This is a genomic window from Paenibacillus sp. J22R98 (genome assembly GCF_059383835.1).
On sequence record NZ_JBXENW010000001.1, the window covers coordinates 365,987 to 388,974 of the forward strand.

Below are 22,988 nucleotides of genomic sequence, written 5' to 3' on the forward strand. Positions count from 1 at the left end.
AGGAAGAGGACATCCGTGAAATTCAGACCTTGTATTGATTTGCATCATGGCAAAGTAAAACAAATTGTCGGGGAAACCCTTGGCGCGAGCAATAAGCAGGTGGTCGAGAACTTTGTATCCGAGCATGATTCGGACTATTACGCAGCTATGTTCAAACGTGATCGGCTTACCGGAGGACACGTGATCATGCTTGGCGGCGGCAACGAGGAAGCGGCTTTATCCGCATTGCGCGCTTATCCGGGCGGATTGCAGATTGGCGGGGGCATTCACGCAGAGAATGCTGCTCGATACTTAGAAGCAGGAGCTACACACGTTATCGTAACCTCTTATATATTCCGAGACGGCGAGCTCGATATGAATCATTTGCAGCGGATTGTCTCTGAAGTAGGCAAGGAGAGGCTCGTAATCGATTTAAGCTGCAAGAAGCGGGATGACGAATGGTTTGTAGTGACCAATCAGTGGAAAACATTCAGCGAGTTCCGAGTCAATGAATCGCATCTTCGCGAGCTGGCTCAATATTGCGACGAGTACTTGGTCCATGCGGTAGACGTAGAAGGCAAACGTACAGGTATATTGGCAGATTTGGCGCAGCAGCTTGCCGGTTGGGTGACCATTCCAACCACTTATGCCGGCGGAGCCAGGTCGTTTGAGGATTTAGAGCTTTTCCGTTCGCTTACGTCAGGTAAGCTTGATATTACAATCGGCAGTGCTCTCGATATATTTGGCGGCAGCTTATCCTATGATGAAGTTGTAACCTACTGCGGCAATCGCTCGTAATAGAGGTATATTCTAACAATGAAGGAGGGGTGATCAAATGGGTTCGATGGATCCTTTTACAGCAGGCGATCGTATGTTCAGCTTCATGAGTATTATTTTTCCGTTGATGTTTCTACTTGTGTTTGGTTTGATCATCTACGGCATCATTGCCTCTATTCGTCAATCGCAGCGGAATAACAAGCAGCCGATCTTGACCGTTCAAGCGAATATCGTCAATAAGCGGACGAATGTGAGAAGCAGTTCAACCCATCATCACAATAACGATGGCATTCTCAATCATTCATCCAGCACGAGCACGGACTACTACATTACGTTCCAAGTGGAGAGCGGCGATCGCATGGAATTTGAAGTGAGCGGTCAGGAATCCGGCATGCTGGCTGAAGGCGACACCGGAAGATTGACTTTTCAAGGTACCCGGTACCTAGGCTTTCAACGGTAAATGAAGTAAAAGTAACCGATCCGATAAGAGTGGCCCGAACCTCACATGTGAGGCTCGGGCTTTTTTGATTTGCGTACTCACGTACTAACACTTTCCAAATAAAAAGGCCGCAATATCACACAATTCAAACGACGATTAAGAACTTACCAAATATTTAGGTTCTATAATCAGTGTAGTGGTAATTCGAAGGAGGTACGCAATCTTGACACAGAAGAGCATGCGTATAGGTGAACAGATATGAAGCTGCTGGATTTCTACAAAGACCTGTTTGATGAAGCTACGAGTCGATTTGAACCTGTATGGCAAGTCGACGAAGATTATACACATGGATTCAGATGGACCAAAGAAAATTACCCCATTCATGAGCAGTTTCGAATAACGGATATGGGGGATGAGCCCCCGATTGTGATGTTCTCGGTTGCATTGCCTGATACGTACGCCGAAACGAATGTGTTTGATGAGGTATACCGCTATCCGACGCACAACGAGATGTCGATTGTCATCATGAACCAGAAAATTTGGGTCAACGCCTCGTTATGTACCAGCAAGATGGAGCATTCCATATTGGGTTTTGTGCATAGCGCCAGAAGCGAGATTATGAACATATTTGATTGTGCCATATTGACAGTTGACGTTGCTCACTTGAAAGAATCCGAGAGATACATGCCATAAACAACCCATTAAAACCAGTAGGAGGTTCAGACGGTGTCGAATTATATCGTAGTAGGGTTGAATGAAGAGAAGTTTGCACTTCCAATCACAGCTATTCAAGAAATCATAAAGGATATGCCGGTTACGGAGATTCCGGCTGCGAGGGCGCATGTCAGAGGGGTCATTAACCTGCGAGGGACGATTGTGCCGGTCATCGGTCTTCGATCCAAATTCCGTATGGTGGAGAGCGCTCCTTCAGCTGCTTCGAGAATCGTAATCGTGCAAACACCGGATGGAGAGCCGGTTGGACTATATGTCGATCGTGTAGAACAAGTCGCTTTCTTCTCGGAAATATTGCCTACTCCGGACGGCATCGGCGGAGCGAACGCAGGCTATTTGTCAGGGATCGGGAAAATCAATGAGCAATTGGTCAGCATCCTCCACTTGCCGGCCATTCTTAATACCGGAGGTGGACTTGGATGAGTGAATCTTTCGCAATGACCTATCTGGGCGTATTCCTGGATGAATTGGAAGAACAGCTGCAGGTGCTGGATGAATCGATTCTGGAGCTGGAGAATGGCGGCAATTCGCCGGAGACCATACAAACGATTTTCCGTGCAGCACATACATTGAAAGGTTCATCCGCCGCGATGGGCTTCCACTCCATGAAAGAAGTGACGCATAAGGTTGAAAGTGTATTCGAATTGCTGCGGCAGAATCGCCTGCTTGTCAGCAAGTCGCTAATCAACGTATTGTTCCAATGCATCGATTATTTGAAAGCGAAGAAAGAAACGCTGCGCAAAGGCGATTTCAATGATGAACCGATCGAAACGCTTGTAGAACTGCTTGATGGTATTATGAATGACCAGCCTGAGACGGTAAGTGTGGCGCCAGGCAATAACACGGGGAATGAAGCCAAATCGCAGCTTTTCCAAGGGTGGAGCGAATCGGAGATCGCGCTTCGTAACGAGAAGCAGAGCGAAGGTATTCCTTCCTACGAGGTAAGTATTACGCTGGCTGAACATGTGGACATGCCTACCGTGAAAGCGATGGTCATTCTGCGTAATCTCGGGGAGCTCGGTGAAGTAATTGGAACGACTCCGCCGATTGGCATGTGGGAGCAGGAAGATCTGCTGCGCTCCGAACCGATTTACTTCTTGCTTGCGACGGTATCCTCGGAATCGGACATTATTCGTAAAGTAGAAGAAGCATCGCAAATCTCCGAGTTTAGCGTGAAGTCGCTGATGGTCGAAGGAGCGCAAGCTGCAAGCCCGACGAAGGTCGTGAATCAGCCCATCCTCAGCGCTGAGCAATCTACAATGGCAGGCGCATCATTCACCGGAGATCAGACGGCCGGCGCTGCGCAGTCAGATGCCAAAGTACAAATTCAACATACGGTGCGAGTAGACGTTAACCGTTTGGAGCATCTGCTCAATTTGGTTGGAGAGCTGATTATCGACAACACAAGAATTAGGGAAGTACGCAGACGGTTCGAGGAACGCTTTAAGCAGGAGCCGGAAACGGTGTTATTAGGCGAAATTACGGATCATCTGGGCCGAGTGATCGCAGAACTGCAAGAAGGTACGATGAAGACTAGAATGATGCCGATCGAACAGCTGTTTAATCGATTCCCTCGGTTGGTGCGCGACGTTGCCGACCAATCCGGCAAAGAAGTGTCGTTTGTTCTGGAAGGAAAAGAAACGGAGCTGGACCGTACACTCATTGAAGAAATCGGCGATCCGCTCATTCACATTATCCGGAATGCGATTGACCATGGTTTGGAAACGCCCGAAGCCCGTGAGAAGCTTGGCAAGAACCGCAAAGGTAATCTGTTGCTTCGTGCCAGTCATCAAGAGAATGCCATCGTCATTACGCTCGCAGATGACGGACGCGGGATTGACCTGAATAGGATCAAGCAGAAAGCGATTCAGAAAGGGTTTATTTCGGAAGATGAAGCATCGCGGATGTCGGATAAAGAGATCATCGGTTTGATTTTCCACTCGGGCATGTCGACCGCGGAGCAAGTAACAGAGCTGTCAGGACGCGGCGTAGGCATGGATATCGTTCGGTCTCATATTGAGAAGCTGAACGGTATTATCAATATCGAGACAACACCCGGTGAAGGCACAGTATTTACAATCAAACTTCCGCTTACCTTAGCCATTTCCCGTTCGCTGCTTGTTCAGATGGGCAAGCATACATTGGCCATTCCGCTTACGAATGTCGTAGAAACGTTCCGGTTAACGCCTAATGATGTGCAGATCGTCAATGGCGAGGAAGTGTGCGTCGTTCGTGGTGAAATTTTGCCGCTTGTCCGTATGCATCGTCGCCTAGGCACTTCGGAGAATGAAAGCAGTGCCAAAGGTTACGCCGTTATGATCGGCCTTGCCGAGAAGCGAGTTTGCCTGTACGTGGATAAGCTGATCGCAAACCAAGAGATTGTCATGAAGTCATTAGGCTCCTATTTGGGGCAAGTCGCCTATGTTTCCGGTGCAACCATCCTCGGTGATGGCAGAATCGCTTTAATTCTTGACGTAAATGCCGTCATTCGCGATTCCGGCGCAACGATCAGAAAGAGCGATAACAGCGAACAGCAGGCTTCCGGCCGCAAGGTTAAACTGGTTACCTTTGATTTGGAGAAAGAACACTACGCGCTTGATATCAACCGGGCCAAAGAGATCATCAAGGTGCCGTCGATCCTTAGAATGGCTAACGCTCCTGCTGAGGTACTCGGTCTGATGAATTTGCGCGGAGAGCTGCTTCCGGTCATCGATATTAAAACCTGCTTAGGTATGTATCCTACTGAACCGGATCAGCATTCTCGGATCATTATCTTGAACGAGGATGGACGCGACATCGGTATATTGGTTGATCGCGTGAAAGAAGTTCAGCACGTTCGGGACAACCAGATAGAATCAGCTCCTAAAGATTTCGCGATGATATCGGAACAATATATTGGCGGCATTTGTAAAACCGATGACCAACTTGTGATCATTTTGAAACTCGATAGAATGCTGCGGTCGAGGGGTTGGGATCTAATTCATGCGTAAATTTCTAGGCTTAATGGAACGACCGGAGAGATACGGCGTATTGGTCGTTGATGATTCTGCCGTGATGCGGCGAATGATCATTACGCTCATTGAGAAGGACCCTAAACTATGGGTCATGGGTACGGCTGCAAACGGACAGGAGGCGCTCGACCAATTGGTCGAGCTTCAGCCTGATCTTGTGACGATGGATATTGAAATGCCTGTGCTCGATGGCCTTACAACCTTGAGCCAATTAATGATCCATTATCCCATCCCCGTGATCATGCTTAGCAGCTACACCGATGAAGGGTCTTCGCCTGCGTTGGCGGCACTTTCGAAGGGTGCCGCAGATTTTTTTCATAAAGACACATTGTTTCAATTTCCTCACAATGAGCAAGTCGAAGAGGAATTTCTGCTTCGCTGCCATGCGGCGATTGAAGCGAAACCATTCTGGAAGAAGCTTGAGCAGGATGAATTGACTAATCGGGAATTCAAGCTGCTGCTGGAGTTTATGACGGGCTGTCTCGTTGGTGAGAATACGATTCATGAAGAATTGAACCGTACGATGAGACTCTTGAATGGCATTTATGCTTCGGTGATCAAGGTTGACGGACAATTTACGTTTATGGACTTTAAAGGTGAGTTGTTGTACCGGTTTGGAAAGTCCAGTCAAAGTTTTGTCGGGCAGCCGATTGATCGTGTGTTCCAGCCTGAAAATGCGGCGATTCTAAATGAGCAGTTTCAGCGGGCGTGGAATGGAGATCAGTCCATCAGCTTCGAGATGGAATGGAAGAAAGCTTATTTCCTGCTCGTGTTACGTCCTCTGCGAGTAAATGGGGTTGTGAAGGAGCTGATCGGCGTTTGCTTCGAAGTGACGGATCAGAAGCGCATGGAAGAGAAGGTTCATTTTCTGCTTAATCATGATCAGTTGACAGGTCTGCCTAATCGGAATCAGCTTCAAGATGAGATGGACCGAGTCAATACGCGGTATGATCGATTCGCTGTGATGTACTTTAATTTCGACCACTTTAAATTAATTAATGATTCTATCGGGCATCAGAAGAGCGATTCCCTGCTTCAATTATTCTCGAGACGGCTGAAGCGGATTACAGATGATAAAACGATGATCATTCGGGCAGGCACTGACGAATTTATTTGCATTATTGGAGATGCCTCCGCGGAAATTACGTACCAGAAGGCGCAGAATCTACTGGATACGATTAGGACGCCGGTTATGCTCGACGGACAAGAGATTCATATGACGGCAAGCATTGGGATCAGTCAGTACCCGGGGGATCATCGAGATAAAGAGATGCTCATTCGTTATGCACATATGGCGATGAATATTGCGAAGAGCGATGGGGGCAATCGTCTTCAATTTTATGAGCCGCGTTTCCATGAACAAATCCATCGTAAGATGGATATCGAGAACCGACTCCGCAAAGCGATTGAACGCAAGGAATTTCTGCTGCATTTTCAACCGATCCTCAATGGCAGAGATCGTCTTATAACAGGCCTTGAATGTTTAATTCGCTGGCAAAGCCCGGAGCTCGGCCGCGTATCACCGGCAGAATTCATTCCGATTGCAGAAGAGACCGGACTGATTCATTCGATCGGAGAATGGGTGCTGCTGGAAGCTTGCCGGCAAAACAAACGCTGGCAGGAGGAAGGGCTGCCGAAAATTCCGATTGCGGTTAATTTATCGACGCAGCAGTTTAACGACGGTAAAATCATCGAACGCATTGAGAATATATTGAATGAGACCGGGCTGGAAGCGCAGTACTTGGTGATCGAGATTACCGAGAGTATGACGATGAATAAGCATCATGCCCTAACGTTATTGCGGAACTTGAAGAAGCTTGGGGTTTCCATTGCGATCGACGATTTCGGCACAGGCTATAGCTCTCTTAGTTATCTTAGCGAGCTGCCGATCGACAAGCTGAAAGTAGATCAATCCTTCGTAAAGGGGATGGACCTGCACAATGTGAATGCCTCGATTGTAAATACCATTATTACAATGGCGGAGAACTTGAAGCTGCAGGTTATCGCTGAAGGGGTCGAAACGGAAGAGGAGTGTAAACTGCTGCTTCAATACGGCTGCATGACGATGCAAGGTTACTTGTTTGGGCATCCGATGGGGCCGGAAGCTGTAAAAGAACTGTTAGCCTTGGAACAGCTTGTCTAGCAGCGCTATTCGATAGGCAGTATACGAGAAGAATCCAGTAACGGTACGTTACTGGATTCTTTGTTGTAAGGACGGCAACAGCGTATTCGTATGTTACATGATTAGTTTATAGCCAACGCCCCAGACGGTCTTAATAATTTCGGGCTGCTTCGGATTCTCTTCTATCTTCTTGCGTAAATTCGTTACATGGAAATCAATGGAGCGTTCGTTAATGAAAGAATCATAGCCTCGCAAGCTATTGACGAGGGCCTCTCTGCTGAAGACTTTCCCGGGAGAGTGGAACATCAGACGCATGATTTCGAATTCGGAGAAGGTCGTCTCGATCATATCGCCATGGATGAGAATATGTCTGCTATCCATATCCAGATTAATACGTTTCAAGGTATCGCTGGACAATCGGTCATTGTACGCTTCAACAGGCTTGGGCGAGGTTCGACGAAGGACCGTTTCAATGCGGGCTTTCAACTCCTGCAAACTGAAAGGCTTGCATATGAAATCATCGGCCCCTTCGGTCAACGAATGAATCTTCATCGAAACTTTCGTTTCGCTGGAAATGACGATGATGGGGATTGTCGTAAATTGTCTAAACAAAACACAGGGATTAGCATCCTGGGTGTCCGGCAGAATCAGATCAAGCACGATGAGATCCGGGGGGGCGCACTGCAGGGAAGCAATTCCGCTCGCGGCAGTCGACATCCGCGTCACGTTATAGCCTTCTTCTCTTAAATAAAGCGAAAGCATATCGCCGAAAATGATATCGTCTTCAACAATCAACAAATTCGTCAAACAATAACATCCCCTTGCAAATAAACATAGTCTTGTATTTTTCGGACAGGTTAAGTATCGTTGTAAGTACCATTATATATTGTCGAATCGTGTCAGTCTATCTCCTTTCGCGTCGAATAAGAGGAGGGAATTTCATGTATAAGGATTTATTGTTTAATTTTACCTTACTCGGCCTATGTGTTTTCCTCATCACGCGCTTATATGTCAAACTAAAGTCCGGCTCCCGCTTACGGCTCATTATCGCCATGGGTATTTCTAACGCCTTGGCTGCGATTCTCTTAGGTCAGTTTGGTTATGAAATCGGTCATGGGATATCAGTCGATCTGAAGACGATTGCGATCTTCATAGCTGCTGAGCTTGGTGGACCGTTTGGTGCGATCATCACTTTTATCGCGATGATGGTGTTCCGAGCAGCACATGATGCCATTTACTTCTACCACATCGCAAGCGTCGGTTTCTTCATTCTATTAATCTGTATCGTTCTGCACCGCTATGTCGCAAATTATTGGACACGATGGTGTTTGATGATCCTATCTCCCCTCCTTTGTATCCTCATTTATGATTTGTTATTTGATGCAATCACGTCTGAAACCGAATTAATGCTCTGGTCTTGTTATGTCATGTTAAGTGGTGCGCTTGTCGCGGCTTTCCTGCAATATCTGCTGAGCTCAGATGCCTATCGATCGGAGCTGCAAGGTGTCAAAATCGATTTATCCGAAATGTTGAACAATCAGCCAGGATTCTCCTTTAAATTAATTCGCCGAAAAAACAGTTTTATCTTCTCCGTCATGGGGGGGCAGCTGCTGCCTCATATCGCATTAAAACCTTCCGATTTCTTGGGTAAATCGATAGAGGAAGTGACAGCACTCTCGAAAGAAACAAACCGGTTTCTTGAAGAGCGTTATGTAGATGCCTGGAAGGGAACTATGCAGACCTACGAACTGAGTATTGAAGACGGTATTTTCATGACTAGGCTGTGCCCCGTCTATACCCATGGTGTTGTTACAAGTGTAATTGGCTCGGTCACCGATATTACAGAGCTGAAAGCAGCGCAAAATCGAATTCAGGAGAGTGAGGAGCGCTACAAGGTTATTGTAGAGAGCTCGCAGGATTGTATCGTTAGTTTGACACCTCAGGGAGAGATTATTTCCATTAATGCTAAAGGACTGAGTGTGTTCGAATGCAATGAAATGCCGCAGCTGAGCAGTTTGCATGAAGTGCTCGATATCGAGGATTGGATCGGCTGGGACGCCAAGTTTGCAAGCGCATTATCCAACCTGCAGGTAGAAGTGTTTGAGGCGAAAATTAGGGTGAAATCAGGACAAACGATCGATTACTATGTGACGCTCTCGCCGATTGTTGGAACTGATCTGGAGGTTGTGGGCTTGACTGCAACCTTGCATGACCTGTCTGCACTAAAACGAAGGCAAGAAGCCGATCAAGCCAATAAAGCCAAAAGCCAGATTATGGCCAAGGTGAGCCATGAAATTCGCACACCGCTCAATGGGATCATCGGCCTCTCGCGCTTGCTGCTCAATACGGAGTTGTCATTTGTCCAGAAGGATTACACGGATAAAATTATAACTTCCTCGCATTTGCTGCTTGGATTGATTAACGATATTTTGGACCTTTCCAAGCTCGAAGCCAGCAAGATGATGCTGGAGCAAAACTCGTTCAATTTGGATGACATGCTCTGTGAAATTACAAATACACTCAGTGTGTTAATGGACAAAAAGCAAATTGAAATTATTTTGGACACACCCGCCGAGCTTCCGGACCTTGTGCTTGGTGATCCGCTTCGGATGAAACAGACATTGCTGAACTTATGCAGCAATGCGATTAAGTTTACGGAGCTTGGCTATGTTCGTATTCAAGTAGTGCTTGTGAAACAGACGGACAGTACATTGTCGCTGCGTTTCTTGGTTGAGGATACCGGAATCGGGTTGTCAGAGGGGCAGATCAGCAGACTGTTTGAACCGTTCTGGCAGGGCGATTATTTAAATCAGCACAGCGGAACCGGGCTTGGCTTGTCGATTGCCTATCAGCTTGTCGGCTTGATGGGCGGGGAGCTCCAAGTGGAGAGTATGTGGGGTGTCGGCAGTAAGTTTTCGTTCACGCTGGAGTTTCCGATTGTGCAAAATTGCAACCCGGACAGCTGGGATTTGACACTTATCGGCGGACAGCTGCATGTTCTTGTAGTCGAGGATCATGAGGTCGCGCAAGAAAGCTTGAGTCAGGTGCTGGAATCCTTCTCCTGTATTGTCAGTACGGCGAACAATTGGAACAGCATGTTCAAGAAGCTGGAAGAGAGTAATGAGGTGCTCGGCCAAATTACATGTATCGTTCTGGACATGGAAATTGACGATATGTACGGTCAGTATTCTTGGGAAGAGCTAATACGCATCACTAGAAAACGAGGCATACATATCATTACGTTATCGACAGCCTATGCGAGAGAAGAGCTGCTGTCGATGATGAAGGACGATTATCCCGATGACATGCTCATCAAACCGATTAGCCGCAAAGAGCTTTTCCGAACAATGAACTCGCTCCTCTATCCATCGCTGAAGCATCGGTCAGACCATAGTGATTCATTCACCGTGAAGAGCAAGTCGATCCATTTGCTGCTCGTGGAAGACAACTTTATTAATCAGCAAGTAGCTCGTGAAACACTGCTTATGCATGGTTTTCAAGTAACTGTGGCGAGTTCCGGGCAAGAAGCGCTCGAGCTGCTGGAAACGACAAATGTGGATCTGGTGCTGATGGATATTTTTATGCCGGAGATGGACGGCGTAGAGACGACCATGCAGATTCGCTGTAATGATGCTTATAAACAGATTCCGATCGTGGCTCTAACGGCTAATGTGCTCAAAGAAGATCATGATACGTACATTGCGGCGGGGATAAATGAAGTGATCCTCAAGCCGCTTGATAGTAACCAGCTGCTGTCCGTGATCCAGAAATGGCTGCCAATGAAGGCTGCTCCCGCAGGGATTCCGCTGGATAAATTACGGCAGCGACTGGATGGAAATACAGCCATTATGGATCATGTGCTGAAGCTGTTTAAGAAGGAATACGAACATTTTACCGGACATGCCCTCATTGATCTGGAAGAAGGAAACGTTGTGAAAGTGAAACGGGATATACATACGTTAATTGGCGTAGCCCGCAACTTAATGGCGGACGAGCTTGCGCAAGCTGCAGCGCTATTCGAGGAGGTGTTGATCGAGGACGCAGCAAACTGCAAAGGCCAATTGCTAGAGGTTCAACGCATATTACGCCAGACCATTGATTCCATTCCTGAAGAAGTACAGTACTAAACAGTCAACGATAGGGGGTATTGGGAATGAATATTCGTACGAAGCTGCTAGGATCTTTTGCACTTGTTATCGTTCTGATGGTCGCACTGGGTTTGCTGGCTTATACGCATATGACGCACACGAAGACATCTTATACGGAGATGCTGCAGGATGGGGATGTTCGGTATCAGCTCAAATCCTTGCAAAATACAATTACCGGTATGTCAAACGATGAGCGTGCTTTTTTACTGTCAATGGACAAGCAGTTTGAAAGTGAAATCGCGGATAAGAATAAAGCAGTTGAAGATTTGCTTGCGAAGATTCTCTCGAATCCGACTTTGGATGAAGCGAATAAACAAACGATCGAACAAATCAAAGCGATGTTCGCGAAGTTCCATACCGACAGTACACAAACATTGGAGCTTATGAATGCAGGGAAGAGCAAGGAGGCGCTGGCGCTTCATTTCGGTGAGGAACGGTCGTCGCGCAAAGAAATTGAGAAGATTAATAATGCATTGCTTGCCAGTGTCGATGAAGAGATGGCAGCTGACGTCATTGACCGTGATCTAGAGGCGAAGACACAAAATCTGTGGATGATGTGTCTATTCGCTGCAGCGCTGCTCGCTGCAATCATCCTGGGGTTGCTGCTCACGCGCTCCATTACAAGACCGCTAAAAGTAATCAATAAGCAGCTCCGTGAGATTGCCGATGGTCGCGGCGATTTAAGCCGCGATCTGGAGATTCGTACGCAAGGTGAGCTTGCTGAACTGGCGACATCCTTCAACCTCATGATTGCGAATTTAAGAACGATTCTGTCCAGAGCCATGGGTACAGCGAAGCAGGTGTCGTTCTCCTCCGTACAGCTTAGTGAGAGTGCGGAACAGACAACGCGAGCAACGGAGAATATCGTAGAAGCGACGCAGTTTATCGCTATTCGTGCAGAGCAAGAACAGGAGCAGCTGGCCTCTGCTATCGACGCGATTTCACAAATGTCCGAAGGAATCGGCAGCGTGTCGGAAGCGAATGAGGAAGTAGCCAAGCTTGCATCCGCAGCCTCCGAATCTTCTGCGCAAGGGACTCAATCTATTAAAGAAGTGCTTCATGAGATGAAGGAAATTCATGAATATGTGCAGGATGCTTCCGGTGTTATTCTATCTCTTGAGAAGCAGTCCCAAGAGATTGGCGGAATTACGAGCATGATCTCCGAAGTGGCTAACCGAACGAATCTGCTTGCGCTAAATGCGTCGATTGAAGCTTCGCGTGCGGGGGAGCATGGCAGAGGGTTTGCAGTTGTTGCCCTTGAGATCCGGAAGCTGGCGGAGCAGTCTAAGGTTTCCGCGCAGCAAATTACAGAGCTGATTCAAGAGATATTAAGTCGTGTGAATCAGGCTGTGGTGAGCATGAACAACGTATCGAAGAAAGCGAGCAGCGGGCTTGTGAAAACAACACAGGTAGATCGCTTGTTCCAATCGATCGAGACGAGCATTGAAGCGGTATCGACGCGAGTTCAAAATACGTCCGAGACGACGATTGCGCTTGCGGATTCAAGCCGCATCATAGTTCGGATGGCCGAGACCGTTGCCGCGGCGAGCAACGAAGTAGCCGCGTCTTGCCAGAACAATTCGGCGGCAACAGAGGAGCAGCTGGCTACGATGGAGGAGATTTCATCTGCTTCCTTGGAGCTCACGAAGCTGGCTGATGATTTGCATGCCGTACTTAATGGATTCAAGCTCAGTTGATCCATGAGGTTAAGGGAATCAATAATTAGAGAGCTGGAAATAGAAACGAAATGGAAGGGAACTTGCTGAAAGTTCCCTTTTTGTTTTCTATTTTTGACATGTTATCATGTTGAATTTAAATGGCGGTTTACTTTCCATAATCTTATGGGGCTCTACAATTTCCGATATTTCTATCCGACCGCAATTCGCGAATTCTTGCTTGATGGAGTCGGCGTCATAAAAGAACATTTTCATGCCTTCCATAATCTCGTAATAGTCTTTATCCAGCTGCTTGCCTTTCCCGTACATAGGAGCATCCTTGGAGATCGTAGTAAAAATCATATATCCGCCTGGCTTTAACTGATCGTAGCAATCTTGAATGAATTTCGATCGCTCATCATGATTCAATAGGTGAATCAATGCGTAACAAAATATACCGTCATACAGCTTGTTATCAAACGGCATATCCGTAACTGAACCATGAAAAATATCCATTTGGAGGCCTTCTTGACGCGCCAAATCAATCGCTGTTTGGGAAATTTCAATCCCTGTAACTTGAATGCCGTTGTCTATAAAAACCTTCGCGTTTCTACCATATCCAACGCCGGGTATTAAGATATCCTTAACCTTCTTCTCTAGGAAAAAGTCCTTGGCTACGATTGCTGAATCTGCAGGTTCAAAACCCCACATCATTTGATTCGCTACGAAACTGGATTCCCATATTTCAGTCATATTCGATCTCCTTTAAGCTTATAGTGGCTTCACTTAGGCGTCGCTGCATCACTATGAAATGCTGACCATCAAGGTTCAGTATATCCTATTGCGCGGGATTGCAGAAATGAGAGCCGTTTATATGGATTGTAAAAGACAGGAGAATAAGCATAGCTTTTCATTCTGCAAGCGATTACAATGATAGGGTGATATTCTTCTGATTATTTATTCCAGTATAAGAGGAGAGGCTGACGAATGGCAGGAAATCGTGCAGTAGTGTATGTGGAATCCGGAAAAGTTGAAGTACGGGATATTTCGTATCCTGATCTGGTTTTGCGTGACGGCCCCGGTGTTAATCCGCTTAATGTCGGCAGAAAATGCGATCACGGCGTCATCCTTAAAGTAATTACTACTAACATATGCGGAAGTGACCAGCACATGGTGCGCGGTCGTACAACAGCACCGAGCGGTCTTGTGCTGGGTCATGAAATTACGGGTGAAGTTATTGAAGTCGGTCGCGACGTAGAGTTTATCAAGAAGGGCGATCTTGTATCTGTGCCTTTCAATATTGCATGCGGACGCTGCCGCAACTGTAAAGAGCGCAACACTAACGTATGTTCGAACGTGAATCCGGATCGTCCGGGCTCGGCTTACGGCTACGTTGATATGGGCGGCTGGGTTGGCGGCCAATCGGAGTACGTGATGGTGCCTTATGCGGACTTCCAATTGCTGAAATTCCCGGATAAAGAGCGCGCAATGGAGAAAATCCTTGATTTGACGATGCTCTCCGATATTTTCCCAACCGGATACCACGGTGCTGTTAGCGCAGGCGTGAAGCCGGGTTCCACGGTTTATATCGCAGGTGCCGGTCCTGTCGGCCTTGCGGCGGCTCACTCGGCTCAATTGCTCGGCGCAGCTGTTGTTATCGTAGGCGATCTGAACAGCGAGCGTCTTGCGCAAGCAAGAAGCTTCGGCTGCGAAACGGTCAACTTGCGTGAGCATGCGAATTTGGCTGAACAAATCGACCAGATTCTTGGTGTTCCTGAAGTGGATTGCGCCGTTGACTGCGTAGGCTTCGAAGCGCATGGCCACGGTAAATCGCATGGTGAAGCACCGGCAACCGTGCTGAACTCCATCATGGAAGTTACGCGTGCCGGCGGTAGACTTGGTATTCCAGGCTTGTATGTAACCGGCGACCCAGGCGCGGTGGATGAGGATGCTAAAATCGGCACACTCAAAATCCGTTTCGGCCTCGGCTGGGCGAAATCCCATACGTTCGTTACAGGTCAAACGCCGGTTATGCAATATAACCGCGATCTGATGACGGCGATTCTTAGCGGCAGAGCGCAAATTGCGAAAGCAGTTAACGCGACATTGATCTCGCTCGATCAAGCTCCTGAGGCTTACTCGGCATTCGATCAAGGTGCTTCCAAGAAGTTTGTTATCGATCCACACGGCTCTGTCCGTCGTTAATCGAATAATTGATAAGCTGCCTCAAAAGTTGATTGTGACTTTTGAGGCAGCTTTTTTGTTTGAAGAGGGCGGCATGTTCAGGGCCACACGAATGGGTTGAACTAGCTGATCTGGGCTTGTGTGAGGAGGAGAGAGAGTAATGAGAGTTCTAAAAACGAACTCTCACCGTCGCAACCTTGCAGAAAAGAAGCTGAGAGTTCTAAAAACGAACTCTCACCGTCGCAACCTTGCAGAAAAGAAGCTGAGAGTTCAGAAATTGAACTCTCAGCGGTAAAACTAACTAATCAGGTGCCGCATGAGGAGTTGAGAGTTCGAAAAACGAACTCTCACCACCGAAACCGCGCAGAAAAGAAGCTGAGAGTTTAGAAATCGAACTCTCAGCGGTCAATTAAACTAATATCCATCTCTCAACTCCTGAAACTCTCCCAAAAGGCCAGAGCCGAGAGCTGAGAGTCGAAATCAAAAACTATCCCAAACAGCCCCAGCCCAAAGGTGAGAGTCGGAAAATCCGACGTTCAGCGGTTAAACTAACTAACTTGGCTACTGGCTATTGTGAGTTTAATCGCGGATTGGCGCAAGAAGCATCAGGACGGATGGCTGCAGAAACTAGTGAATCGTGGCGAAACTTTTAATAAATTATGGTATATTAAGAGAAAAGCGGCTTGTTAGCGGATTCGGGGAGGAAAACTTTCAGTGAGAACGTTCGGTTCAGGCAAATCGATTCGTAAAATGGACAAAAGCACGTATGAGCAAGCTCCAGCCAATCGTGCTAAATCCGATTCGATGGCTCATGTGCAGCGTGCGCTGGCCAGCGGTGCGCCGCTTCAGGCAGCTGACATGCACACGCTGCAGCGGTCGATCGGCAACTCGGCTGCTAGGCAGTTGACCGCAGTCAGCGGGAAGCCAATCATGGCCAAAATGACGGTCACTCAGCCAACCGATGCGTACGAGCTGGAGGCGGATCAAGTCGCGTTTCGTGTAGCTAGCGACTTGCAGTCCGATTCGAAGGATAGCGATTCCGCAGCACAGCGAACGGAAGAGCAAGGCGAGTCCGAAGAAGAAGAGCTGCAGCTGAAAGCGGAGAGCGCCGGAGCGATTCAGCGTGAGGAGCAAGGCGAGAGCGAAGAAGAAGAGCTGCAGCTGAAAGCGGACAGTGCCGTAGCGATCCAGCGTGAGGAGCAAGGCGAGAGCGAAGAAGAAGAGCTACAGCTGAAGGCGGACAGCGCCGGAGCGATCCAGCGTGAGGAGCAGGGCGAGAGCGAAGAAGAAGAGCTGCAGCTGAAGGCGGACAGCGCCGGAGCGATCCAGCGTGAGGAGCAGGGCGAGAGCGAAGAAGAAGAGCTGCAGCTGAAGCGTGATCCGTACTCGGTTATCCAACGTGCTGCTGAGGGTGCTCCAGCAGAGGCTAGCCCGGGAGTTGAAGAAACGATCAACGAGCTTCGTGGTAAGGGTCAGCCTCTGCCGGATCGTCTGCGTAAACAGCTGGAGGATTCTTTTGGCGCTGATTTCAGTAAGGTTTCGATTCATACGGATAATGCGGCGGATGATCTTGCCAAGAAAGTCGGCGCGCGCGCATTTACAACCGGAAATGATATCTTCTTCCGCCAAGGTGAATATAAGCCGGGTACAGCAAGCGGGCTCCAGCTTCTCAGTCATGAGCTCACCCATATCGTCCAACAGAACTAATCGTTAAGAAGTATAAAGCAAACTATTCCGCTGAGGAAAGTTTGCTTTTTTTTGTTTTGTCATATATCCATAAGAAAGTCAATAAATAGTTACCAAACAAACCCGTGGACATGGTAAACTGATTACGGGTCAACCTAAAAGCGTTACAACACTTTGTGGGAGGTCATTCGCGATGCATAATTGCACTTTAGTTACGAAACCTGCCTTAAACATGGTCGGAATCAGCTATTGCGGTCCATATTCATCGTTTCCGGATGAAGCGATTCATCTGCAAAGCGAGTTTCGCTCCAGAAAGCATGAAATTGAAGGCGAAGTAAAGACAACCGTGCTTTACAGTCCTTATTTCGGCAACGAAGTATTTGCAACGTATTGGGCGTGTTTTGAGGTCCCCCATCTGAAACAGGTGCCGGAAGGCATGGTGCAGTTTACAATTCCGCAGCGCACCTACGCAATGGCAGCATGTACAAATAAACGCATCGGTGAAGGCTACGAGCAGCTATCGGCTTGGATGAACGAGGAGAAGCTGTTAAAGAGGGAAAATGCGGTATCCCTTGAAATCTTTTATATTGACGAACACTTGGAGGAGGAGCAGGTCGAACTGCTGATTCCCATTGTAGAACAATAAAGCTTCGTTCAGCTGGCTGCCTGCACCGTAAGAAGGAGAACTAGAATCAATCATGACAGCAGCCAAATTTTTCACACACCCGTTAGGCATAATTGGAGCTTCCGTCAGCGCAACTTTGCTCTGGGGAAGCTCTTATCCGTTTATTAAACTGAGTTACGCAAGGCTTGGCATCGGATCGCATGATACGCTGGAGCAAATTTTATTCGCAGGCTACCGCTTCACTTTGGCCGGTTTGCTAATTCTGGCTTATATGCTGCTCCGAAAGGAAAAGCTTCGTTATCAGCGAGGCAGTGGCGGAATGGTCGCGTCCATTGCGTTGTTCCAAACGGTTCTGCAGTACATTTTCTTCTACGCCGGATTATCAAAGAGCGCGGGCGTTGTAGGTGCAGTTATTGCCGGGACGATCTCGTTCTTCCAAATCGCATTGGCGCATTTCTTGTACAAAAATGACCGAATCAATGGTACCAAAGGTCTCGGGCTACTTGTTGGTTTCTTGGGGCTGCTGGTGCTTGGTTTATCCAAGCATGACGGCAACAGCGGACTTCATTTCTCTCTGGGCGAAGTGCTGCTTATAGCGGCGACACTGTTTAATGCGATTGCAAATTTACTATCCAAACGAGCTGCGGGTTCATACAGCATCCCGTACATTAACGGCTATCAAATGCTCATTGGCGGGATTGTGCTAAGCGTCATCGGTGCATGGAAGTCGGGCTGGGCTCCGTTTCATTTTGACGGCATCGCGCTGCTTATGCTTCTTCACTTGGCACTCGTATCGGCACTTGCGTTCATGCTCTGGAATAACGTCATGAAATACAACAGTGTAGGCAGTGTATCGATGTACCTGTTCCTCATTCCGGTATTCGGTGTGCTGCAATCCGCGATGTTCCTAGGTGAGCCGCTTTCTGCTGCAGTACTGGGGGCTTTAGCGCTGGTCAGCGCCGGGATTGTTATCGTAAACCGGCGTAAACGCGAGGTGAAGGTCGATCAAGCCGCATAATGGATTAAAGCTTGGCATAACAGCCGGACTGATTGCTGGTCTGCTGCTCGCCATGCTGCTCAAAGGGTTCCAAGCGTTATCCGGCAAACAGGTGTACACGCTGCTGCTGAATATCGATTGGCTGCCGAATATGCCGAATCGACTGCCGGAAACAGTGGAGTTTGCGCTCCATCTTGTCGTTTCGGTACCGATCGGCATTCTTTATGTGTGGATGACCAGGAGAATGAAGATCCAGCGACAATGGATGATTGGACTCCTAATCGGTCTAATTACGGCGATCACATGGTTTCCGTTAACTGCGTTATCTGACCGAGTTCCCACAACTTCGGACCTGTTGGCTCTACTATTATGGCTGTTCGGTCATATCTGTTATGGATTAGCGCTTGCCTTAGTGACTTCTTTACAGAGACGAGGCAGGTCCTGCACGACCAACCTACATAAGAGGTGATTGATACGATGTCCATTCCGATTTCGATAATTGATGCATTTACGTCCGTCCCTTTCCGTGGCAACCCGGCTGCCGTATGCTTGCTTGACGAAGCGTGGGACGAACAATGGATGCAAGACGTAGCTGCGGAGATGAATTTATCCGAGACCGCATTCTTACAGCGCAGAGAGGATGGCAGCTACGATCTTCGTTGGTTTACGCCGACCGTTGAAGTGGATTTATGCGGTCATGCGACCATGGCTAGCGCGCATTTCTTATGGGAAAATCAACATCTCGCAACCGATCGAACAGCATCCTTCCACACGCGCAGCGGGCTGCTCATGGCAGACCGGACAGAGAACGGGATCAGGCTGAATCTGCCTTCAGAGCCTGCTCAACCGATGAAAGCGCCGGAAGAACTCATTCAAGGGCTTGGTTTAATTCCGCGGTATGTCGGAATGAACCGCATGGACTATTTGGTCGAAGTCGACAGCGTTCAGACCGTCCAGACGTTAAAGCCTGATTTTGCGATGCTGGCTAAGGTTGAAGCAAGAGGGATTATCGTGACAAGCAAGGGCACGGGGAAACCGGGCGATTATGATTTTGTATCACGCTGCTTCTATCCGGCATCCGGATGCAATGAAGATCCTGTTACAGGATCAGCCCACTGCGCACTTGCACCATATTGGCAGCGACGGTTGCGTCAGACTACCTTTATGGCCTATCAGGCCTCTCCTAGAGGAGGCGAGCTGTACATCGAGCTAGAGAATGATCGCGTACTGATGTCCGGTCAGGCCGTAACCGTAGTGAAAGGGCAGCTTACCGGTCAGTAGGTGAAAATCCCTATCTAGATACAAGCAGCAACTTATGCTATAATTGCATATTGCAATTGCATAAAGGGGAAGGTGTGGAACGTGACTTACGAGATTCCGAAACATATCGAGCAGTTCGGCGAAGATATTCAGGAGCATGAGCTCAGATATCATAACCGACGGGTGATCGTTTCCAAGGAATTTACTTTTGATAGTGCGCATCATTTGCATTTATATGAAGGCAAGTGCAAAAGCCTGCACGGCCATACTTATAAGCTTCAGACGATTATGTCCGGGAAGACGGATCATCGTGGACTAACCATCGATTTTGCCGATATGAAACGGATTGCCAAAGAGCGGGTCATCGACAAGCTCGATCATCGTTATTTAAACGAAGTGCTGCCACCGATGAATACGACGGCAGAGAACATGGTCGTTTGGATTTATGAGCAAATCCACGATGCGCTTCTTGAAGAAGGGCATTATCCGAATATCCGCATTGAAGAGATTCGCTTATGGGAAACACCGACGAGCTATGCGGCTGTAACGCGCGATATGATGGAGGCGGACGAGAATGCCGGATAAGGATACAGCGCCGACTGAGGGGCGCTCCATTCGGCTTCCTATGGTGGAAATTTTCGAAACGGTCGAAGGCGAAGGCACACGTGCCGGGTTTCCGACCGTTTTTGTACGTCTGTTTGGCTGTAATTTGCGCTGTGTTTGGTGCGATACGAAGTACAGCTATCCACCGGCAGAAGCAGAATTTACGATGACGATTGAAGATATTGTGTCCCAAGTGGAACTGCAATATAAAGCCGAGCATATTTGCATGACCGGCGGCGAGCCGTTGTTATACGGCAGTCGCTCGGCAGCGCTGCTGCAGGCGTTATGTGATATCGAGCGGATCAAAGATGTACATGTGGAGACAAACGGAGCGATTGATCTTGCACCGTTCCTTCGCGATATCCACTCTTCGAAAGCTCGATACATTATGGATTATAAGCTTCCGGATTCGGGGGAGAATGCGGCGATGCTGCACGATAACTTCGCATTGCTGAGGGAGCAGGATGAAGTGAAATTTGTAATTGCTACGGACCGAGACTTTGATGCTGCTGTGCAAACGCTGAAGGATTATCCGACAGCTGCGCTCGCGCTGTTTAGTCCCGTGTGGGAGAGCATGCCGCCTGCGAAGCTGGTGGAAAAGATGCTTGCAAGCGGACTAACAGGAGTGAAGCTGAACTTACAGCTGCATAAGATCATTTGGGATCCGGCTAAGAGAGGTGTGTAAGGGATATGAAAAAAGCGGTTATTATTTTGAGTGGCGGTTTGGACAGTACGACTTGCATGGGTTACGCCAAAGAAGCGGGGTACGAGCTATACCCGATCACATTTAACTACGGACAGCGTCATATTATGGAGCTGAACAACGCGCGCGCGGTTGCTGAATTTTATGGCGTAAGCGAGCGCTTCAAAATCATCGAGCTTGGATTCTTGCGTGATTTTGGCGGAAGCGCATTGACGGACGATACGATCGATGTTCCTAAGATGGGTGCAGATCCGGTTCCGGATGAAGCCGGCGAAATACCTGTAACGTATGTACCGGGACGCAATTTATTGTTCTTGTCCATTGCTACGTCGTTTGCAGAAAGCGTTGGCGCAGAAGCGATCTATATCGGCGTAAATGCGCTGGATTACAGCGGCTATCCGGATTGCCGGCCTGAATTCATCGCGAAGGTGGAAGAGGTTATTGCAATCGCGACTAAAGTGGGTGTAGAGGGTAAACCGATCTCCATTGAGACGCCGCTCATTCATCTGACGAAAGCCGGCATCGTAGCGGAAGGTATGCGTATGGGCGTTCCTTATAACCTGACTACCTCATGCTATAACGGGGAACCAGAGGCTTGTGGCGAGTGCGACAGCTGCCGCCTGCGTTTGAAAGGGTTCGCTGAAGCAGGCACGACAGACCCGATTCCTTATAAATCCTAATAAAAAGACAGTTCATGCAACGAGGGAGCATCCCTGCCGCGTGAACTGTCTTTTATTGTGCAATATTCGGCGAAGGCCAGGCACAAGGCAAGCTGCTAGGCAAAGCTCAAATCCTTAAGCTTGCGAGCTCCGTTTGGCCGTTTCATCAGAGCTCCGTGTCCGCTGACGCATCGAGGAATGAAGGGTAACTTTGTTCTTGCCGGTCGTCTTCGATTGATACATCGCTTCATCTGCTTGACTTACGATCTCTGCGATAGACGCGCCTTCACGGCTCGCACTAACGCCGACGCTAATGGTGACCATCGTCTCTTTCTCAACCCGGCTGCGGATGGTTTCTGCCACGACCTCCGGCTTCACGTGAGGTGCAGCGACAAGACCGAGCAGCTCTTCGCCGCCATATCGGCCAGCCGTTCCGATCCCAGCTGTTTCTTCTTTCAATATTTCAGCGACCTGCTTAAGGACGCCATCCGCTTTATGGTGACCCTGCGTATCATTAAGCTTCTTGAAGTTGTCGATATCACAGAAAATGATGGCAATCCGCCGCGTATCTCGAAGCAGCTGTTCCGCTTTCTTCGTGAAGTGACGCCGATTGTACAAGCTTGTTAGGCCGTCCGTAATTGACGATTGGAAGGTCATCAACAACCGTTCCAGCACCCACTCGAACAAGAGCAGGAAAAGAAGCGTATAATAGATGACAGGGAGCAAGTGGCTTAGAATGACAAGCATCGGGACTTTCCCGTGAAATACATAGCCGTCCGCCAAATCGGACAGCTGATAGATAAAATAAACGATCAGGCTTGCTGAATAGTTAAACCGTTGATCAATGCCTCGTAAATTCAGCAAAATGATAAAGTTCAAGATGAGTCCGTAGAAATCAATTGCCAGCAGCTGCGTTTGAGCCGCATCGATGGATTCATTCACGGATTCGGTTGATAGTGAGAGCTGGGCTCCGGTCACAAGGATCAGCCCGATAAACATAAGCAAGAATGGCATACCTTTCAATCTTGTGCTGGGTCCGGTATACAATTTCATGAAAACAAAGTTTATAATAATAAATGAGAGCAAACTGACAAACGATTGCGTCAGCTCCAGGTAAGGCGAAGTCGATTGGCCAGGGAACGATAACCCGATGATGAAGCCGTTCTGCAAGATGACAATCGGAAGTACGACAATCAGAATGAGATAAGTGCGGTTGCGTCTGTAACTCTGATATAGCTTGACGGCCATAAAGAGCATGAGAACGAGAATGGTCATTACACAAGCAGATGCGAAAATTTGTCCGGTAGATCCGGCGAGCCACTGTAGAATCGTCATGTTAAGACCACCTAAGAAGAGGGTAAACGCAGGGAGTATGCAGGCTGTAAAGTAATCTTGACTCAACTTTACA

General features: G+C 48.2%; 20 protein-coding genes. 17 read left to right on the forward strand and 3 right to left on the reverse strand.

Annotated elements, in window-relative coordinates:
* Positions 1–15: 15 nt before the first annotated feature.
* The 6 genes from hisA to AC50Y3_RS01755 all read left to right on the forward strand — a co-directional run bounded on the left by hisA (position 16) and on the right by AC50Y3_RS01755 (position 7,081).
* Entirely contained in the window at positions 16–777 is a 762-nt protein-coding gene (hisA, locus tag AC50Y3_RS01730; protein ID WP_494817050.1) for a phosphoribosylformimino-5-aminoimidazole carboxamide ribotide isomerase, read from the forward strand.
* 37 nt (positions 778–814) lie between these two features.
* Positions 815–1,216 (forward strand): DUF2500 domain-containing protein, encoded by a 402-nt coding sequence (locus AC50Y3_RS01735; protein WP_494817051.1) that lies wholly within the window; start codon positions 815–817, stop codon positions 1,214–1,216.
* Between the two features lie 237 nt (positions 1,217–1,453).
* Positions 1,454–1,888: a hypothetical protein gene (locus AC50Y3_RS01740; RefSeq protein WP_494817052.1), complete on the forward strand. Its 435-nt coding sequence runs from the start codon at positions 1,454–1,456 to the stop codon at positions 1,886–1,888.
* 33 nt (positions 1,889–1,921) lie between these two features.
* Positions 1,922–2,350, forward strand: coding sequence for a chemotaxis protein CheW (locus AC50Y3_RS01745; RefSeq protein WP_494817053.1), 429 nt, complete (start codon positions 1,922–1,924; stop codon positions 2,348–2,350).
* Positions 2,347–4,917, forward strand: a complete 2,571-nt coding sequence (locus AC50Y3_RS01750) for a chemotaxis protein CheW (protein ID WP_494817054.1) — start codon at positions 2,347–2,349, stop codon at positions 4,915–4,917. The genes AC50Y3_RS01745 and AC50Y3_RS01750 overlap by 4 nt, the downstream gene beginning before the upstream one ends.
* Positions 4,910–7,081: an EAL domain-containing protein gene (locus AC50Y3_RS01755; protein ID WP_494817055.1), complete on the forward strand. Its 2,172-nt coding sequence runs from the start codon at positions 4,910–4,912 to the stop codon at positions 7,079–7,081. The genes AC50Y3_RS01750 and AC50Y3_RS01755 overlap by 8 nt, the downstream gene beginning before the upstream one ends.
* A gap of 93 nt (positions 7,082–7,174) precedes the next feature.
* On the opposite strand, the gene AC50Y3_RS01760 is transcribed toward AC50Y3_RS01755, so the two are convergent.
* Positions 7,175–7,867 carry a response regulator transcription factor gene (locus tag AC50Y3_RS01760; RefSeq protein ID WP_494817056.1) on the reverse strand — a complete coding sequence of 231 codons (693 nt, stop codon included), beginning with the start codon at positions 7,865–7,867 and terminating at the stop codon, positions 7,175–7,177.
* A 134-nt stretch (positions 7,868–8,001) separates the two neighbouring features.
* Here AC50Y3_RS01760 and AC50Y3_RS01765 point away from each other — a divergent pair, with 134 nt between their 5' ends.
* Together AC50Y3_RS01765 and AC50Y3_RS01770 are read left to right on the forward strand one after the other, a co-directional pair.
* Positions 8,002–11,187: a response regulator gene (locus AC50Y3_RS01765; RefSeq protein WP_494817057.1), complete on the forward strand. Its 3,186-nt coding sequence runs from the start codon at positions 8,002–8,004 to the stop codon at positions 11,185–11,187.
* 26 nt (positions 11,188–11,213) lie between these two features.
* Entirely contained in the window at positions 11,214–12,905 is a 1,692-nt protein-coding gene (locus AC50Y3_RS01770; protein WP_494817058.1) for a methyl-accepting chemotaxis protein, read from the forward strand.
* Between the two features lie 87 nt (positions 12,906–12,992).
* On the opposite strand, the gene AC50Y3_RS01775 is transcribed toward AC50Y3_RS01770, so the two are convergent.
* Positions 12,993–13,616, reverse strand: a complete 624-nt coding sequence (locus tag AC50Y3_RS01775) for a class I SAM-dependent methyltransferase (protein WP_494817059.1) — start codon at positions 13,614–13,616, stop codon at positions 12,993–12,995.
* Between the two features lie 234 nt (positions 13,617–13,850).
* Here AC50Y3_RS01775 and fdhA point away from each other — a divergent pair, with 234 nt between their 5' ends.
* The 9 genes from fdhA (at position 13,851) to queC (ending at position 21,601) form a co-directional block, all read left to right on the forward strand.
* The gene (gene fdhA / locus AC50Y3_RS01780) at positions 13,851–15,068 is read left to right on the forward strand and encodes a formaldehyde dehydrogenase, glutathione-independent (protein ID WP_090977975.1); all 1,218 of its coding nucleotides are present in this window, start codon (positions 13,851–13,853) and stop codon (positions 15,066–15,068) included.
* A gap of 693 nt (positions 15,069–15,761) precedes the next feature.
* Positions 15,762–16,754, forward strand: coding sequence for an eCIS core domain-containing protein (locus AC50Y3_RS01785; protein WP_494817060.1), 993 nt, complete (start codon positions 15,762–15,764; stop codon positions 16,752–16,754).
* Positions 16,755–16,926: 172 nt separating this feature from the next.
* The gene (locus tag AC50Y3_RS01790) at positions 16,927–17,379 is read left to right on the forward strand and encodes a GyrI-like domain-containing protein (RefSeq protein ID WP_494817061.1); all 453 of its coding nucleotides are present in this window, start codon (positions 16,927–16,929) and stop codon (positions 17,377–17,379) included.
* Between the two features lie 52 nt (positions 17,380–17,431).
* Entirely contained in the window at positions 17,432–18,376 is a 945-nt protein-coding gene (locus tag AC50Y3_RS01795) for a DMT family transporter (protein ID WP_494817062.1), read from the forward strand.
* A gap of 16 nt (positions 18,377–18,392) precedes the next feature.
* On the forward strand, positions 18,393–18,824 hold the full coding sequence (locus AC50Y3_RS01800; protein ID WP_494817768.1) for a hypothetical protein: 432 nt from the start codon (positions 18,393–18,395) through the stop codon (positions 18,822–18,824).
* 8 nt (positions 18,825–18,832) lie between these two features.
* Positions 18,833–19,636 (forward strand): PhzF family phenazine biosynthesis protein, encoded by an 804-nt coding sequence (locus tag AC50Y3_RS01805; protein ID WP_494817063.1) that lies wholly within the window; start codon positions 18,833–18,835, stop codon positions 19,634–19,636.
* Between the two features lie 81 nt (positions 19,637–19,717).
* Positions 19,718–20,200 carry a 6-carboxytetrahydropterin synthase QueD gene (queD, locus tag AC50Y3_RS01810; RefSeq protein WP_494817064.1) on the forward strand — a complete coding sequence of 161 codons (483 nt, stop codon included), beginning with the start codon at positions 19,718–19,720 and terminating at the stop codon, positions 20,198–20,200.
* Positions 20,190–20,903, forward strand: coding sequence for a 7-carboxy-7-deazaguanine synthase QueE (locus tag AC50Y3_RS01815; protein ID WP_494817065.1), 714 nt, complete (start codon positions 20,190–20,192; stop codon positions 20,901–20,903). Before queD ends, AC50Y3_RS01815 begins: the two co-directional genes overlap by 11 nt.
* A gap of 5 nt (positions 20,904–20,908) precedes the next feature.
* Positions 20,909–21,601, forward strand: coding sequence for a 7-cyano-7-deazaguanine synthase QueC (queC, locus tag AC50Y3_RS01820; protein ID WP_494817066.1), 693 nt, complete (start codon positions 20,909–20,911; stop codon positions 21,599–21,601).
* Between the two features lie 114 nt (positions 21,602–21,715).
* On the opposite strand, the gene AC50Y3_RS01825 is transcribed toward queC, so the two are convergent.
* Positions 21,716–22,915: a GGDEF domain-containing protein gene (locus AC50Y3_RS01825; protein ID WP_494817067.1), complete on the reverse strand. Its 1,200-nt coding sequence runs from the start codon at positions 22,913–22,915 to the stop codon at positions 21,716–21,718.
* Positions 22,916–22,988 lie beyond the last annotated feature (73 nt).

Excerpts from the sequence above, each read along its gene's own strand:
- AC50Y3_RS01790 (WP_494817061.1), top strand. The coding sequence starts at position 16,927 with ATGCATAATTGCACTTTAGTTACGAAACCTGCCTTAAACATGGTCGGA.
- AC50Y3_RS01750 (WP_494817054.1), top strand. The coding sequence starts at position 2,347 with ATGAGTGAATCTTTCGCAATGACCTATCTGGGCGTATTCCTGGATGAA.
- queC (WP_494817066.1), top strand. The coding sequence starts at position 20,909 with ATGAAAAAAGCGGTTATTATTTTGAGTGGCGGTTTGGACAGTACGACT.
- AC50Y3_RS01805 (WP_494817063.1), top strand. The coding sequence starts at position 18,833 with ATGTCCATTCCGATTTCGATAATTGATGCATTTACGTCCGTCCCTTTC.
- AC50Y3_RS01775 (WP_494817059.1), bottom strand. The coding sequence starts at position 13,616 with ATGACTGAAATATGGGAATCCAGTTTCGTAGCGAATCAAATGATGTGG.
- AC50Y3_RS01795 (WP_494817062.1), top strand. The coding sequence starts at position 17,432 with ATGACAGCAGCCAAATTTTTCACACACCCGTTAGGCATAATTGGAGCT.
- AC50Y3_RS01770 (WP_494817058.1), top strand. The coding sequence starts at position 11,214 with ATGAATATTCGTACGAAGCTGCTAGGATCTTTTGCACTTGTTATCGTT.
- fdhA (WP_090977975.1), top strand. The coding sequence starts at position 13,851 with ATGGCAGGAAATCGTGCAGTAGTGTATGTGGAATCCGGAAAAGTTGAA.
- AC50Y3_RS01735 (WP_494817051.1), top strand. The coding sequence starts at position 815 with ATGGGTTCGATGGATCCTTTTACAGCAGGCGATCGTATGTTCAGCTTC.
- AC50Y3_RS01765 (WP_494817057.1), top strand. The coding sequence starts at position 8,002 with ATGTATAAGGATTTATTGTTTAATTTTACCTTACTCGGCCTATGTGTT.
- AC50Y3_RS01825 (WP_494817067.1), bottom strand. The coding sequence starts at position 22,915 with ATGACGATTCTACAGTGGCTCGCCGGATCTACCGGACAAATTTTCGCA.
- AC50Y3_RS01815 (WP_494817065.1), top strand. The coding sequence starts at position 20,190 with ATGCCGGATAAGGATACAGCGCCGACTGAGGGGCGCTCCATTCGGCTT.
- AC50Y3_RS01740 (WP_494817052.1), top strand. The coding sequence starts at position 1,454 with ATGAAGCTGCTGGATTTCTACAAAGACCTGTTTGATGAAGCTACGAGT.
- AC50Y3_RS01755 (WP_494817055.1), top strand. The coding sequence starts at position 4,910 with ATGCGTAAATTTCTAGGCTTAATGGAACGACCGGAGAGATACGGCGTA.